The 13,875-nt window shown below is 70.2% G+C and carries 15 protein-coding genes; 3 read left to right on the top strand and 12 right to left on the bottom strand.

Annotated features, from left to right (window positions below; all coding sequences use genetic code 11):
- Nucleotides 1–22 precede the first annotated feature (22 nt).
- Both groL and groES read right to left on the bottom strand, forming a co-directional pair.
- Entirely contained in the window at nucleotides 23–1,627 is a 1,605-nt protein-coding gene (groL, locus tag YWM_RS0119745) for a chaperonin GroEL (protein WP_028852138.1), read from the bottom strand.
- Between the two features lie 119 nt (nucleotides 1,628–1,746).
- Nucleotides 1,747–2,040, bottom strand: coding sequence for a co-chaperone GroES (groES, locus tag YWM_RS0119740; protein ID WP_028852137.1), 294 nt, complete (start codon nucleotides 2,038–2,040; stop codon nucleotides 1,747–1,749).
- A 266-nt stretch (nucleotides 2,041–2,306) separates the two neighbouring features.
- On the opposite strand from groES, the gene YWM_RS0119735 reads away from it, so the two are divergent.
- The gene (locus YWM_RS0119735) at nucleotides 2,307–2,882 is read left to right on the top strand and encodes a hypothetical protein (protein WP_028852136.1); all 576 of its coding nucleotides are present in this window, start codon (nucleotides 2,307–2,309) and stop codon (nucleotides 2,880–2,882) included.
- A gap of 124 nt (nucleotides 2,883–3,006) precedes the next feature.
- Nucleotides 3,007–3,474: a hypothetical protein gene (locus YWM_RS24665; protein WP_156914843.1), complete on the top strand. Its 468-nt coding sequence runs from the start codon at nucleotides 3,007–3,009 to the stop codon at nucleotides 3,472–3,474.
- Nucleotides 3,475–3,558: 84 nt separating this feature from the next.
- Here YWM_RS24665 and tsaD read toward each other — a convergent pair whose 3' ends face one another.
- Genes tsaD through glmS form a run of 8 tightly spaced genes read right to left on the bottom strand, consistent with a single transcriptional unit; the run spans nucleotide 3,559 to nucleotide 11,785 of the window.
- The gene (gene tsaD / locus YWM_RS0119725; protein ID WP_028852135.1) at nucleotides 3,559–4,605 is read right to left on the bottom strand and encodes a tRNA (adenosine(37)-N6)-threonylcarbamoyltransferase complex transferase subunit TsaD; all 1,047 of its coding nucleotides are present in this window, start codon (nucleotides 4,603–4,605) and stop codon (nucleotides 3,559–3,561) included.
- Nucleotides 4,606–5,106, bottom strand: coding sequence for a ribosomal protein S18-alanine N-acetyltransferase (gene rimI / locus YWM_RS0119720; RefSeq protein WP_281168834.1), 501 nt, complete (start codon nucleotides 5,104–5,106; stop codon nucleotides 4,606–4,608).
- The gene (gene tsaB / locus YWM_RS0119715) at nucleotides 5,103–5,765 is read right to left on the bottom strand and encodes a tRNA (adenosine(37)-N6)-threonylcarbamoyltransferase complex dimerization subunit type 1 TsaB (RefSeq protein ID WP_028852133.1); all 663 of its coding nucleotides are present in this window, start codon (nucleotides 5,763–5,765) and stop codon (nucleotides 5,103–5,105) included. The genes rimI and tsaB overlap by 4 nt, the downstream gene beginning before the upstream one ends.
- Before the next feature lie 40 nt (nucleotides 5,766–5,805).
- Nucleotides 5,806–6,267 carry a tRNA (adenosine(37)-N6)-threonylcarbamoyltransferase complex ATPase subunit type 1 TsaE gene (gene tsaE, locus YWM_RS0119710; protein WP_156914842.1) on the bottom strand — a complete coding sequence of 154 codons (462 nt, stop codon included), beginning with the start codon at nucleotides 6,265–6,267 and terminating at the stop codon, nucleotides 5,806–5,808.
- Nucleotides 6,255–7,292 (bottom strand): alpha/beta fold hydrolase, encoded by a 1,038-nt coding sequence (locus tag YWM_RS24660; protein WP_245566098.1) that lies wholly within the window; start codon nucleotides 7,290–7,292, stop codon nucleotides 6,255–6,257. The genes tsaE and YWM_RS24660 overlap by 13 nt, the downstream gene beginning before the upstream one ends.
- Nucleotides 7,289–8,431, bottom strand: coding sequence for an alanine racemase (gene alr, locus YWM_RS0119700; RefSeq protein WP_028852131.1), 1,143 nt, complete (start codon nucleotides 8,429–8,431; stop codon nucleotides 7,289–7,291). The genes YWM_RS24660 and alr overlap by 4 nt, the downstream gene beginning before the upstream one ends.
- Before the next feature lie 4 nt (nucleotides 8,432–8,435).
- Nucleotides 8,436–9,887 carry a bifunctional ADP-dependent NAD(P)H-hydrate dehydratase/NAD(P)H-hydrate epimerase gene (locus YWM_RS0119695; protein ID WP_028852130.1) on the bottom strand — a complete coding sequence of 484 codons (1,452 nt, stop codon included), beginning with the start codon at nucleotides 9,885–9,887 and terminating at the stop codon, nucleotides 8,436–8,438.
- Between the two features lie 35 nt (nucleotides 9,888–9,922).
- Nucleotides 9,923–11,785 (bottom strand): glutamine--fructose-6-phosphate transaminase (isomerizing), encoded by a 1,863-nt coding sequence (glmS, locus tag YWM_RS0119690; RefSeq protein ID WP_028852129.1) that lies wholly within the window; start codon nucleotides 11,783–11,785, stop codon nucleotides 9,923–9,925.
- Between the two features lie 27 nt (nucleotides 11,786–11,812).
- Here glmS and YWM_RS0119685 point away from each other — a divergent pair, with 27 nt between their 5' ends.
- On the top strand, nucleotides 11,813–12,634 hold the full coding sequence (locus YWM_RS0119685; RefSeq protein WP_028852128.1) for a dienelactone hydrolase family protein: 822 nt from the start codon (nucleotides 11,813–11,815) through the stop codon (nucleotides 12,632–12,634).
- Nucleotides 12,635–12,659: 25 nt separating this feature from the next.
- Here YWM_RS0119685 and YWM_RS0119680 read toward each other — a convergent pair whose 3' ends face one another.
- Complete coding sequence (locus YWM_RS0119680) at nucleotides 12,660–13,133, bottom strand: hypothetical protein (protein ID WP_028852127.1); 474 nt, start codon at nucleotides 13,131–13,133, stop codon at nucleotides 12,660–12,662.
- 41 nt (nucleotides 13,134–13,174) lie between these two features.
- A complete protein-coding gene (locus YWM_RS0119675; protein WP_156914841.1) occupies nucleotides 13,175–13,747 on the bottom strand; it encodes a hypothetical protein in 573 nt (190 codons plus the stop codon).
- Between the last annotated feature and the right edge of the window lie 128 nt (nucleotides 13,748–13,875).

Below are 13,875 nucleotides of genomic sequence, written 5' to 3'. Positions count from 1 at the left end.
CGCCCCGCCGGACATTCCAGGGTCAGTGGTCGTGGCCTTCGTCCTCGTCGGACTCCTCCGGCTTGTCCACCACCGACGACTCGGTGGTCAGCACCAGTCGCGCGATCGAGGCGGCGTTGGCCACCGCGGAGCGAGTGACCTTCACCGGGTCGACCACACCGGCGGTGACCAGGTCGGCCATCTCGCCGGTGAGCGCGTTGAAACCGCGACCCCAGTCCTGCTCGGCCACCTTGGAGACGATCACCGGGCCCTCGTAGCCGGCGTTGGTGGCGATCCAGTTCAGCGGCGCGGTCAGCGCGTCCCGCACGATCGACACGCCGGTCGCTGCGTCGCCGGTCAAGCCGAGGTCGCCCTCCAGCTCCTTGGCCACGTGCACCAGCGCCGACCCGCCGCCGGGCAGGATGCCCTCCTCGACGGCGGCCTTGGTGGACGCCACCGCGTCCTCGATGCGGTGCTTGCGCTCGGCCAGCTCGGTCTCGGTCGCCGCACCGACCTTGATGACCGCGACGCCGCCGCCCAGCTTGGCCAGCCGTTCCTGCAGCTTCTCGCGGTCCCAGTCGGAGTCGGTGGTCTCGATCTCGCGCCGGATCTGCGCGATGCGCGCCTGTAGCGCCTCCTTGGTGCCTGCGCCGTCGACCAGCGTCGTCTCGTCCTTGGTGATGACCGCGCGCCGGACCTTGCCCAGCACGTCCAGTCCCACCTCGGACAGCTTGCGGCCGACCTCCGAGGACACCACCTGCGCGCCGGTCACCACCGCCAGGTCGTCCATGAACGCCTTACGCCGGTCGCCGAAGAACGGAGCCTTCACCGCCACCGCGGTCAACGTCTTGCGCAGCGAGTTGACCACCAGGGTGGACAGCGCCTCGCCTTCGACGTCTTCGGCGATGATCAGCAGCGGCTTCTTGGTCTCAACGACCTTCTCCAGCAGCGGCAGCAGGTCCGCCAGCGCGGAGATCTTCTCCCGGTGCAGCAGCACCCACGCGTCCTCCAGGACCGCCCGCTGCTCTTCCGGGTTGGTGGCGAAGTGCGCGGAGAGATAGCCCTTGTCGAACTGCACACCCTCGGTGATGACCAGCTCGGTGGCCAGCGTGGAGGACTCCTCGACGGTGATCACACCGTCCTCACCGATCTTCTCCACGGCTTCGCCGAGCAGCTCGCCGATCCGGGCGTCGCGCGAGGTGACCGTGCCGACCTGAGCGATCTCGTCGCGGCCCTTCACCGGGGTGGCCTTGGCCTTGAGCGCCTCGATGACCTTGTCGGTGGCGGCCTGGATGCCCTGGTTCAGCGCCGCCGGGTTCGCGCCCGCGGCGACGTTGCGCAGACCGTGGGCGACCAGCGCCTGCGCCAGCACGGTGGCCGTGGTGGTGCCGTCACCGGCCACGTCGTTGGTCTTGGTGGCCACGCTCTTGGCCAGCTGCGCGCCGAGGTCCTCGAACGGGTCCTCCAGCTCGATGTCGCGCGCGACGGTGACGCCGTCCAGCGTGATGGTCGGACCGCCGTACTTCTTGCCGAGCACGACGTGGCGCCCGCGCGGCCCGAGGGTCACCTTGACGGCGTCGGCGAGCTTGTTCACGCCCCGCTCCAGCGCCCGCCGCGCGTCTTCGTTGAAGTTGATCTGCTTAGGCATGCTCGCCTTGCGTCCCTTTCACGTCTGAGAAACCGAACGCCCCGACCCCTTGTCCGCGGGGCCGGGGCGTCTGGCTGACAACCACGTCAGGCCGGGACTTCCGGCCGCGCGGCGCAAGGTCAGTTGACCACCGCGAGCACGTCGCGGGCGGAGAGAATCAGGTACTCCTCGCCGTTGTACTTGACCTCGGTGCCGCCGTACTTCGAGTAGATGACGACGTCGCCGACCTTCACGTCGACCGGGATGCGGTTGCCCTTGTCGTCGATACGGCCCGGGCCAACGGCCAGAACCTTGCCCTCCTGGGGCTTCTCCTTGGCGGTGTCGGGGATGACGAGACCGGAAGCCGTCGTTTCCTCGGCCTCGCTCGCTTGGACAACGATCTTGTCCTCAAGCGGCTTGATGTTCACGCTCACCGGGTTGACCTCCACGGTCGAGAAAGCGTTGTCGGATAGGGGTCACGACTCCCACCCCCGTCGTCGCGGGTTGCCGGGCGTGTTCATCGCTTGCACTTAGCACTCTAACTACGTGAGTGCTAGCCGTGCAACCGGGCCCCCTGTGACCTGTGTTGGCCGCGGCTCGACATCGTGAATCCCCTGTTCACCCGGGGTGTCAGGACTACCATGGCGGATGCGCACTACGGTGCCGGTGCACGCTTACCTTCCACGAGAGAGAGCCCGCCATGAACGGCGAAGACAGCGGCCCACAGGCGCCGACCGGGTGGCCCTGGTGGTCGCTGTGGTTCGGTTTGGCCATAGCGACGGCAGCTACCGCCTTCTCGTTCTTCACCTGGGCGTCGGTCACCACGAGCTTGAACACCAACAGCCCCGGCATGGCCGGGTCGGCCGCCAACGCCATCGAGGCGGAATCGGCTACCGCGTGGGAGTCACTACCCGGCGCGGTCGCCGTGCTGGTACTCGTCGCCGCAGGCGCGGTTGCCGCGGTACCGCTGCCTGCGACCTGGTCGACCGCGCGATGGCTCAGCTGGTTCGCGCTGACGGCGATCGCGATCGTGTTCATCGTCGTCGACTGGGCGACGCTGCCCAGCGTGCGGGACGTGATGCAGCAGATTGCCGACCGCTTCGGTGTCGGGCGGTCGACCATCCAGCCCGAGGACGTGGCCGCGGGTGCGCGGTTCATCGACATCGGTCCGGGCATCGGGTTGATCGCTTGCCTGGTGCTGGCCGTACTGTCTCTGGTCGGAGCGGTTGTCGTCGGCCGCCTGGCAGCGAAACGGACGCCGGCGCATCTGTCGTAGCACTCCGTTACAACCGGGTGGAGTTTCCGGGAACGACCAGCGGTTTCCCGCCGTCGGAGCTAAGATTCGATCTTTCCTTAAATTTTTTCGTCCCGGTGCGGACACTGATGAGTGGAGTTTTGTGATGGCCGGAGTAAATTCCAGGCAACTGACGATGCCGCAATGGCTCGGTATCGGAGCCGGTCTGGTGGCTCTCATCGCGTCGTTCCTGCCGTGGTGGTCGGCTTCCATCGACGCCATGGGCATCAGCGCCAGCGAATCGCGCAGCGCCTGGGGGGTCGGCGCGCTCGGCTGGCTCGCCGTCGTCCTGCTGGTCGTCGCGGCCGTGATCGTCGCGATGCCACTGTTCGGGTCCGGTTTGAGCAAGGGCCCGATCACCTGGCTGGTGCTCAGCGTCCTGGCCCTGGTGATGATCGTCATCCGCCTGCTGACCTACGACGCCTCGGCGGACATCCCCGAGCGGCTGGAGGCAATGGACGGCTTCAGCGCGGGGGCGTCGTTCGGCACCTACCTCGGGTTGATCGCCGCGATCGCTTCGGCGGTGGGCGCTTTTCTCGCCTTCCGCGACTCACGGTCGACCTCGGCCGCCTGACGGAAGCCCCGGTCCCCTTCAGCGTGACAGCCGTGCGTCACCGCACCGCGCTGGAGGGAAACCCCCGGTGGTCCGCCGGCGCACTCACACCGTCACGGTGGACACCGGCAGGCCGGGCGCTGCCGAGAAGTCGAGCTTCGACCTCGGCACCCCGGCGGCCACCACGTGTGCACCGAGCGCGGCGATCATCGCACCGTTGTCCGTGCACAGACGCGGTCGGGGAATCCGCAGCTGCACACCGGCGGCCGCGCAGCGTTCGCGGGCCAGGCCGGACAGCCGGGAGTTCGCCGCGACCCCGCCGGAGATCACCAACGTGTCGATCCCGGTCTCCTTGGCCGCCGCCACCGCCTTCGCCGTGAGCACGTCCGCCACGGCTTCCTGGAACGACGCGCACACGTCGTCGACCGGCACGGTTTCCCCGCGCCGCTCGGTCGTCTCCACCCATCGGGCCACGGCCGTCTTCAGCCCGCTGAACGAGAAGTCGTACTTGGCGTCCCGCGGCCCGGTCATCCCGCGCGGGAACGCGATCGCCGCCGGGTCACCGTCGGCCGCCGCCTTGTCGATCGGCGGCCCGCCGGGATACGGCAGCCCCAGCAGCCTTGCCACCTTGTCGTAGGCCTCGCCCGCGGCGTCGTCCACGGTCGATCCGAGCTCGGTGATCTTGCCCGCGATGTCGTCGACCCGCAGCAACTGGGTGTGCCCGCCGGAGACCAGCAGGGCCAGGCACGGTGTGGGCAGCGGCCCGTGCTCGAGCGTGTCGACCGCGACGTGGCCCGCCAGGTGGTTGACGCCGTACAGCGGCACCTCGAGTGCGGCGGCGTACGCCTTGGCCGCCGCCACCCCGACCAGCAGCGCGCCGGCCAACCCGGGGCCCGCGGTCACCGCGATGGCGTCGACATCCGAGAGTTTGAGTCCCGCCGAGTCGAACGCCCGGCGAACGGTGGGAGCCATGGCTTCCAGGTGCGCGCGGCTGGCCACCTCGGGCACGACGCCGCCGAACCGGGCATGCTGCTCCACGCTGGACGCGACAGCGTCGGCCAGCAACTCGACGGAGCCGTCCTCGTGCAACCGCACCAGGCCCACGCCGGTCTCGTCACACGAGCTCTCGATGCCCATGACGATCTTCGTCATCTAATCCGTCGCCCCCTCGACCCCGGCGCCGACCCGCGCCTCGCGGCGCATGGTGTACGCGTCGACGCCTGCGGGCTGGTAGTAGCGCTTGCGCAGCCCGATCCGCTCGAAGCCGTAGCGCTCGTAGAGGCGCAGCGCCGGGTCGTTGTCCGTGCGCACCTCGAGGAACACCGGTGCTTCGAGTTCGTCGGCCTTGGCCAGCAACGCGGTCAGCAGCGCGGTGCCGACGCCACGGCCTTGCATCCGCCGGTCGACCGCGATCGTGCGCACCTCGGTCTCCAGATGCCCCGGTCGTCCCAGAACGGCCAACCCGGCGTAGCCGACCAGCTCGCCGGACTCGTCGACGGCGACCAGGTAGTAGGTGTCGGACGCCAATTCGGTGCGGAACGCGTAGGCACTCCACGGTCCCTCGTCGGCGAACAGGTCGCGCTCCATGACCAGCACCCGGTCGATGTCCTGCCTGGTCATCGGGCGAAGCGTGACGGCTTCGGTGGTGCTCACGCCAGCACCCGCTTCGGCCGATGGGGCTCTTGGGCGTCCGGACGGCGCAGGTAGACCGCCGTCAGCGGGGCAGGTTCCGCACCCGACCGCAGCTCGGCAGCAGCGGCCAGCACCAACCCACGCGGCGACGGATACAACGGCTCCACCGCGGGCAGGGTGAACGCGTCCGGGTAGACCTGCACGCCATGGCCGGCGACGTGCCGAGCTCCGTGCGTGTCGACGTCCACGGGCAGGGAAACCGCAGGCCCGGCCAACCGCTGCCGGTTCGCGTCGTAAGCCGCCCAGTACACCTCGCGCCTGCGAGCGTCGGTGACCACGAGAAGGGTGTCGTCGACCGCGGCCTCGGCGGCGATCGCGTCCAGCCCGCACACCGGGTACACCGGGATCTCGAGTGCCTGCCCCAGTGACGCGGCCGTCGCCAGTCCCGCCCGCAACCCGGTGAACGGCCCCGGGCCGGACCCGCAGACCACGGCGTCCAGACCGCGCAGCGTGGTGCCCGCCTGGTCCACCGACTCCAGCACATGCGGCGTGAGCAGCTCACCGTGCGCGCGCGGGTCGACCGTCACCCGCTCGGCGCGCGTGGTGGCGCCGTCCGGGCCCAGCTCGACCACGCCTGCGGTGACCGCGGGGGTGGAGGTGTCCAGGGCGAGAACCAGCATGACCTTCCCAGCGTACGACCTGCTGGTCAGCGGCCCGCGGTCAGCCCGGCAACGGCCGGTCCACCCAGGCCCCGTGCGGCTCCAGCTCGGCGACCCGCACGTCGTCCGGGCGCCGCTCCAGGCGCACCAGTAAATAGTCCGGCCCGAACCGGTCGGCCACGAACTCGCCCCACTCGACCACCACGACGGAGTCGTCCGAGGCGGTGTCGATGCCGAGGTCCTCCAGCTGGTCGACGTCGCCGCCCAGCCGGTACGCGTCGATGTGCACCAGCCCGATGCCGCGCGGACCCGGCTCGTGCACGCGGGCCAGCACGAACGTCGGCGAACTCACCCGGCCGTGCACCTCGAGCGCGGCGGCGATGCCCTTGACCAGCACGGTTTTCCCGGCGCCCAGCGGGCCGGTCAGCAACACCAGGTCACCGGCGCGCACCTGTTCGCCGATGGCCCGGCCCAGCGCGATCGTGTCGTCCTGCCTCGGCAGCTCGAGCTTCACCGCAACCACCCCCGCACTCGTTTCCGCGTCCGGTTCCGCGACCGTCGCCGCGAGTCGCCACCGCCGACCCCCGCACTCCGTTGCAACAGATCGATGAGGTGGCTGGTCACCACCTCGGGCTGCTCGAGCTGGACCATGTGGCCGGCTCCGGGAATGCACACCAGGTCCGCGCCGGGCAACTCGGCGACGATCCGCTCGCTGTGCAGCATCGGGGTGATGCGGTCCTTCTCACCGCCGATGACCAGCACATGCGCGTTCTCCAGCGACCGTAGCGCGGCGTACCGGTTGTGCTCGCCGAGCGTGGCGATGAAGTTCACCAGCTCCCGCACCGGCGTGCCGTCCAGCTCGGACAGCAGGAAGCGCAGCACGCTCTCCGGCACCCGGTTGTCACCGAACGCCAGCCGCCGCACCGCCTGCCTGGTGATCCGGCCGCCCGCGGTACGCAGCAGCTCCACCAGCCGCGGTTGCCAGGTCACCAGGCCGCTCATCCTGCTGATCGGGCTGTAGCGGGCCAGCACGGACCGGGCCACGCCGGTACGTCCGACCTCACCCGCGGCCGTGGTGATGAGACAAACGGCGGGGACGCGTTCTGCGAACAGTTCCGGGGCCTGCTCGGCCAGCCCGATGATCGTCATCCCGCCCATCGAGTGCCCGGCCAGCACCACCGGGCCGTCGGGCGCCATGGCCCGCAGCACGGCATGCAGGTCGGCGGCGAGCTGGTCGATCGTGCCGGTCTCCTTCGTGCTGGAGCCCGATCGCCCGTGCCCGCGGTGGTCGTAGTAGATCTGCCGCACCCGCGGCAGCCGCAACGCGGCCAGGTCGCGGCGTTGGAAGTACCACGTGGAGCTGGACAGCGCGAAGCCGTGCACCCCGATGAGCGTGATCTCCGGTTCGCCACCGTCGGCGGGCAGGATCTCCTGGACCGCGAGCGGGGTGCCGTCGTCCGCGGCTACCGTGCTGACGCGATCGGGGGCCAGCTCGCCCAACGGCTCGTCGGCGTAGGGGTCGCTACCGCGAGCGGAGAACCGGCTCAAACCGCAGCCCCGGTTTCCGTACCGACGTAGCGCCGCACGACGCGCGGCCGGTACATGCCGGTGACGATCTCGTAGTCGATGGTGCCCAGGGTGTCGGCCCATTCCCGGGCGGTCGGCTCACCGGAGCGGCCGTGGGTGAACAGCACGACCTCCTCGCCCAACCGCGGCTCGTAGTCGCCGCAGTTCACGACGATCTGGTCCATGCACACGCGGCCGACGACCGGACGTCGCCGGCCACCGAGCCACACCTCCATTCGGCCCGACAAGGTGCGCGGGACGCCGTCCGCGTAGCCGACCGGGACCAGAGCCAGGTTGGTGTCGGTGGCGGCTGTCCAGGTGTGGCCGTAGGAGACCGATTCCCCGGCCGGGATGCGCTTGACCAGCGCGACGGACGACCGGAACGTCATGGCGGGCCGCAGGTCGTCGTCGGTGTCCACCGGGTTGAGACCGTAGATCGCGATGCCGGTGCGCACCATGTCGTAGTGGAAGTCCGGCCTGGTCAGCGTGGCTGCCGAGTTGGCCAGATGCCGCTTCGGGCGCAGGCCCGCCTCGCGCGCGACCTGGTAGGCCGCTTCGAAGCGCTTGCCCTGTTCGTCGATGGACGGATGACCGGGCTCGTCGGCACACGCCAGGTGCGACCAGATGGCCACGACCTCGACATGGCGGGCCGATGCGGCGTCGGCGCACAACGCGGGCCACAGCTGCTGCGGGCACCCGTTCCGGGACAGGCCGGTGTCGATCTTCAGGTGCACGCGAGCGCGTTGCCCGGCACGCTCGGCGGCGGCGTCGATCCGGGCCAGCTCCGCACTGGAGCTGGCCGACAGGTCGATCCCCGCGCTGATGCCCGGGGTGAAATCCACCACCGGTGTCTCGAGCCAGCTCAAAATCGGCGCGGTGATGCCCGCGGACCGCAGCGCCAACGCCTCTTTTAGCGAGCAGGCGCCCAACCAGCTCGCGCCCGCACCGAGCGCGGCGCGAGCAACCGGCAGTGCGCCGTGACCGTAGGCATCGGCCTTCACGACAGCCATCGTGGCTGCCCCGGACGCGGCCGCGCGGCCGGAGAGCAACGCGACGTTGTGACGGATCGCGTCGAGGTCGACGACCACCTCGGCGCGAGGTGCACTCAACTGGGACGACACGCGCTCATGGTCGCACGAGCCCGCGCAGCATGCGGACCGCCTCCGGGATAGCCGTGACGATGCCCGACGCCGGGGTGGGCGCGTTCGACGCCGCGATCGCGGCCGCCTCGTCGTGCGCCAGAGCAGCGCACGCCGCGGCGAACGCCGGCTCGAGTCCGGCGGCCAGCAGGGCGCCGATCATGCCCGACAGCACGTCGCCGGAACCGGCGGTGGCGGGCCAGGATCGCCCGGAACGCTGCACGTAGGTGCGGCCGCTCTCGTCGGCGATCACCGTGCAGTGGCCTTTGAGCAGCACGACGGCGTGATACCGCTTCGCCGCCCGGCGGGCCGCCGCGACGCGGTCCTTGCCGACCGGACCTGCCAGGCGCTCGAACTCGCGCTCGTGCGGCGTCAATACGAGCGGAGTGTCCGGGTCCCGTGCGTCCAACAGCTCAGGGTGTTCGGCCAGCATCGTCGTCGCATCGGCATCCGCGCACACCGGAACCCCCGCGGCCAGCACATCACGCAACGTCTCGCGAGCTTCGGCCCCGGTGCCGCTGCCCGGCCCGACCACCCACGCTTGGACGCGGCCGGCGTCGCCGAATGATCCGGTCGCTATCACCTCCGGCCACCGACTCCGCACCGCGTCCGCTGCGTACCCGGCGTAGCGCACCATTCCGGACGTCGCCTGGACCGCGCCACCGGTGGCCAGCACCGCCGCACCGGTGAAGCGATTCGATCCCGCGACGATGCCGGTGACCCCCTGCGTGTACTTGTCGTCGCCGGCCCGAGGCACCGGCCAGGCCAGCCCGACATCGATCGGGTCCAGCACGACGAAGTCCGGATCACCCAGCTCGGGCCGGATTCCGATGTCGACCAGGCGCACGTCACCGCATCGGCCGGCGGCGGGTTCGAGGAAGTGCAGCGGCTTGTACGCACCGAACGTGACCGTGGCCGTGGCCTGGACCGCGGCGCCGTCGACCGCCCCGGTGTCCGGCTCGACACCACTGGGCAGGTCGACGGCAAGAATCGGAGCGCTGATCCGGGCGACCAGCTCGGCAGCCTGCGGCCGGAGACCTCCGCGTGCGGACAAGCCGACGATGCCGTCGATGACCAGGTCCGCTCGCTCCAGCGCGGGCTGCGCGTCCTGCGGCTCGACCACTCTGCCGCGGGCACGGCGCAGTGCGGCGAGTCCTTCTGCGTGCGCACGTTCCGGGTTGAGCAGCACGGCCGTCACCAAGACGCCCCGGCGACGCAGCATGGCCCCGGCCCACAGCGCATCACCGCCGTTGTCGCCGGACCCGACCAGCAACACCACGCGGGCCCCGGTGACCCGGCCGACATGTTCGGACAGCAGCTCGGCGGCTCGCACCGACACCGCGAACGCCGCGCGTCGCATCAACGCCCCAGGCGGCGTGCGGGCCAGCACCGTGGCCTCGGCGGCCCGCACACGCTCGGTTGTCCACACCTCACGCATGCCTGAACCGTACCCAGGCTCGGCGGCACTGGTGACTACTCGACTGTGACGGACTTGGCGAGATTCCGCGGCTTGTCGATGTCGAACCCGCGCTGCCGGGCAATCTCGGCGGCCAGGACCTGCAGCGGCACGGTGGCCACCAGCGGCTGCAGCAGCGTCGGCATCGCCGGGATCTCGATCAGCTCGTCGGCGAACGGCCGCACCGCCTCGTCGCCTTCTTCGGCGATCACGATGGTGCGGGCGCCGCGGGCCTGGATCTCGCTGATGTTGGACACCAGCTTGGCGTGCAGCACCGCCCGCCCCTTCGGCGACGGCATGACCACGACCACCGGCAGGTCCTGTTCGATCAGTGCGATCGGCCCGTGCTTCAGCTCGCCCGCCGCGAACCCTTCGGCGTGCATGTAGGCGAGCTCCTTGAGCTTGAGCGCACCTTCCAGCGCCACCGGGAAGCCGACGTGGCGGCCGAGGAACAGCACGGCCTTGGACTGCGCGATCCGAGCGCCGATCTCGCGGACCTGGTCGACGGTGCCCAGCACCTTGCGTACGGCGGCCGGGGTGGACTCCAGCTCGGCGAACTCGCGCGCCACTTCGTCCGGGTACTTGGTGCCGCGGGCCTGCGCCAACGCCAGTCCGACCAGGTAGTTGGCCGCGATCTGCGCCAGGAACGTCTTGGTCGCCGCGACGCCGATCTCCGGGCCGGCGTGGGTGTAGAGCACCGCGTCGGACTCACGTGGGATCTGCGCGCCGTTGGTGTTGCAGATCGCCAGCACGCGGGCCTTCTGCTCACGCGCGTGGCGGACGGCCTCCAGGGTGTCGGCGGTTTCTCCGCTCTGCGAGATCGCCACCACCAGGGTGTCGCGGTCCAGCACCGGGTCGCGGTAGCGGAACTCCGAGGCAAGCTCGACCTCGACCGGCAGCCGGCACCAGTGTTCGATGGCGTACTTGGCGACCAGGCCGGAGTGGTAGGCGGTGCCGCAGGCGACCACGAAGACCTTGTCGACGTCGCGCAGGTCCTGATCGGTCATCCGCTGCTCGTCCAGGATGATGCGGCCCTCGGCGAAGTGCCCGCGCAGCGTGTTGGCCAGCGCCTCGGGCTGCTCGTCGATCTCCTTCAGCATGAAGAAGTCGTGGCCGCCCTTCTCCGCCGCGGACAGGTCCCAGTTGACGGTGAACGGCTTGCCCTGCGCGGGCTCGCCGTTGAAGTCGGTGACCTGGTAGTCGTCCCGGGTGATCTCCACGACCTGGTCCTGGCCGAGCTCGACGGCTTCCCTGGTGTGTTCGATGAACGCGGCGACGTCCGAGGCGACGAAGTGCTCCCCTTCGCCGACGCCGACGACCAGCGGGGACGAGCGGCGTGCCGCGATGATCGTGTCCGGGTGGTCGGCGTGCGCGACGACCAGCGTGAACGCGCCTTCCAGCCGACGGCACACCGCGCGCACCGACGCGGGGAAGTCACCGGCGGTCGGGCCCTCGGCGTAGGCCAGCGCAATGAGGTGTGCGGCGGTTTCGGTGTCCGTGTCGGACGCCAGGTCGACTCCGGCGGCCTCGAGCTCCGCGCGGAGGGCGGCGAAGTTCTCGATGATGCCGTTGTGCACCACGGCCACCTTGCCCGAGGCGTCCCGGTGCGGGTGCGAGTTGCGGTCGACCGGCGGGCCGTGCGTCGCCCAGCGCGTGTGGCCCATGCCTGCCGAGCCCGCGAACGCGTCCCGGCCGACGGCGTCGAGCTGCTCTTCCAGATTGCCCAGCCGGCCCGCTTTCCGCTCGACGGCTAGTGCACCGTTGCCGTCGAGGACCGCGACGCCTGCCGAGTCGTACCCGCGATACTCCAAGCGCCGGAGACCACCGATGACGACGTCCAGCGCCGAGCGGTGCCCGACATAACCCACGATTCCACACACGGGCAGCCAGGGTACTAGGGTCGATGCATGGCTAAGCCGAAGGTGCTGTTGGAGGAGCTGAGCTACCCGGGCCCGCACCAGGTGTCGCTCGGCAACCTGGCACTCGTGGGACTCCCGGGGATGGTGTTCACCCCACGCGCCGGCCTGGGGTTGCCCGCCGTCGCGTTCGGGCACGGTTGGATGCAACCGCCCCGGCGCTACGCCGGGCTGCTCCGTCATCTGGCGTCCTGGGGAATCGTGGCCGTGGCGCCCGCGACCCAGACCGGTCCGTTGCCGTCCCATCGCGCCTTCGCCGCCGACCTACGGACCGCGCTGCGGTTGGTCGCGCACGTACGGCTCGGGCCGAGCGGGATCAGCGTGGACCCGGAGAAGCTGGGGCTCGCCGGGCATTCCACCGGCGGCGGGGCGGCGGTGCTGGCGGCCGCCTCCGGCTCCGGGGACCCCGTGCGCGCGGTGGCCACCATCGCTCCGGCGCAGACCATGCCGTCAGCTTCCGAGGCTGCTCGGTCGGTGACCGTGCCCGGCATGCACCTGGCCGTCGAAGGTGACCTGGTTGCGCCGCCGATCGGCCACGCGTATGCCATCGCCAACGCGTGGGCCGGGCCGGTTCAGCTGCGTGAGCTGGAGAAGTCCTCGCACCTGGCGGTCACCGAGGGCTTCCACTGGACGCAGCTTTTCCTGCAAGGCAAGCCGCAGCGGGCAACGCAGAAGCTGGTGTACGCGCTGTTCACCGCGTTCTTCTTGGCCGAACTGACCGGCGAGGACAAGTACCGCGCGCTGGTGGACGCCGGCGTGAAGCGGGCTCGGATCGAGTTCGAGCACTCGCCGACCGCCGAGCTGACTAAGTAGCCGGCTGACGCGACGACAGCCAGAACTACCGCGACCAGAGGGAGACGAGCGCGCCAGGAACCGCGAGCAATGCGCTGAGGCGCATGGTGAGCACCTCGCCACCCGACTGCGCGAAGACGATCTCACCTCGCCACCCGGTGGTCGCCACCCACACCCCTTGGAGCACAGCGATGGCGACCAGGATCACCGCGGCAACAGCGATCATGACCGCGCCGGAGCGCTTGCGCTTGAGGTGCTTGATGGCCCCGATCAGCAGCAACAGGGCGGCAACAACAGCGGTGGCCGTGACCGCGGCGTGCGCCGAGTAGACCCTGTCCAGCTGCTCGGGACTGCTGAGCACGCGGATGACGAGCACCGATGAGCCCAGGCATGCGACCGCGGCCAGCACGAACGTGGAGAACGCGAACAGCGCACCGACCCAGGTGGCGAGTGCCTCCTTGCCGGGGCGGGAGGCCTCATGCGGCTCGATTCGTGCTTCGACGGACGCTGGACCCTGCATCGGGTCTCTGCCTTCCGGATGACTCACCTTTCCCCAGCAGATCAATATCCCGGTTGCCGGCCGTACCACCCGGGTGGATGGGGATACCGAGGACGCTTCGGCACCAGCCACAGGCGGGAGTTCAGAGCCAGGATCCCCGCCGGGATCCCGAACAGCGCCACGACGTGCACCCCGATGACTTCGAAAAACGAGGTGGCGAACACCGTCTCGTCACCTGGTGCAGCGGTCATGTCGACCCACTGCAGCACGGCCACGGCCACCACGATCACCGCGGCGACGAGGACGATCACGGAGCCGGAACGGCCCCGCTTGAGGTGCCTGATGGCACCGATCAAGAACAAGAGGGCGGCGAGCACGCACGCGACGGTGACCGCCACATGTGTGGGGTAGGCCCTGGTCATGGGATTGGTGTCGATCTGCGTCCGGATGATCTGGAACAACGAGACACCGCACGTCGTGGCCAGCAGGATGAAGCAGAAGATGGCCAGGACGCCCGCCAGCACCCCCATCGTTTTCTTGCCCGGGCCGGACGGCGGCGGGCCACCCCATCCCTGGTGAGTAGCCCCCGGTGGGGCTTGGCCGAATGGCGGGTGACCGCCGTACGGATAGCTCATTCTTTCCCCCATCGCCGCGGTTCGAACGCACGGTAGCGCACCGGACACGGTGTGCGCATGAGCACCGAGCATTACCGCTCGATCGGTGACGCACGGCTGGACGAGCCGGCACTCGCGGGCCCCGCCTC

Origin of the sequence: Thermocrispum municipale DSM 44069 (genome assembly GCF_000427825.1) — a bacterium.
GTDB classification, from domain to species: Bacteria; Actinomycetota; Actinomycetes; order Mycobacteriales; family Pseudonocardiaceae; genus Thermocrispum; species Thermocrispum municipale.
Note: the sequence above shows the minus strand (reverse complement) of the source record. Positions and strands in the feature narration are given on the sequence as shown.

Bases quoted from the DNA above. Each gene is read 5' to 3' on its own strand.
- groL (WP_028852138.1), bottom strand. From the start codon at position 1,627: ATGCCTAAGCAGATCAACTTCAACGAAGACGCGCGGCGGGCGCTGGAG.
- YWM_RS0119735 (WP_028852136.1), top strand. From the start codon at position 2,307: ATGAACGGCGAAGACAGCGGCCCACAGGCGCCGACCGGGTGGCCCTGG.
- YWM_RS24665 (WP_156914843.1), top strand. From the start codon at position 3,007: ATGGCCGGAGTAAATTCCAGGCAACTGACGATGCCGCAATGGCTCGGT.
- tsaD (WP_028852135.1), bottom strand. From the start codon at position 4,605: ATGACGAAGATCGTCATGGGCATCGAGAGCTCGTGTGACGAGACCGGC.
- tsaB (WP_028852133.1), bottom strand. From the start codon at position 5,765: ATGCTGGTTCTCGCCCTGGACACCTCCACCCCCGCGGTCACCGCAGGC.
- YWM_RS0119695 (WP_028852130.1), bottom strand. From the start codon at position 9,887: ATGCGTGAGGTGTGGACAACCGAGCGTGTGCGGGCCGCCGAGGCCACG.
- YWM_RS0119685 (WP_028852128.1), top strand. From the start codon at position 11,813: ATGGCTAAGCCGAAGGTGCTGTTGGAGGAGCTGAGCTACCCGGGCCCG.
- YWM_RS0119680 (WP_028852127.1), bottom strand. From the start codon at position 13,133: ATGCAGGGTCCAGCGTCCGTCGAAGCACGAATCGAGCCGCATGAGGCC.
- YWM_RS0119675 (WP_156914841.1), bottom strand. From the start codon at position 13,747: ATGAGCTATCCGTACGGCGGTCACCCGCCATTCGGCCAAGCCCCACCG.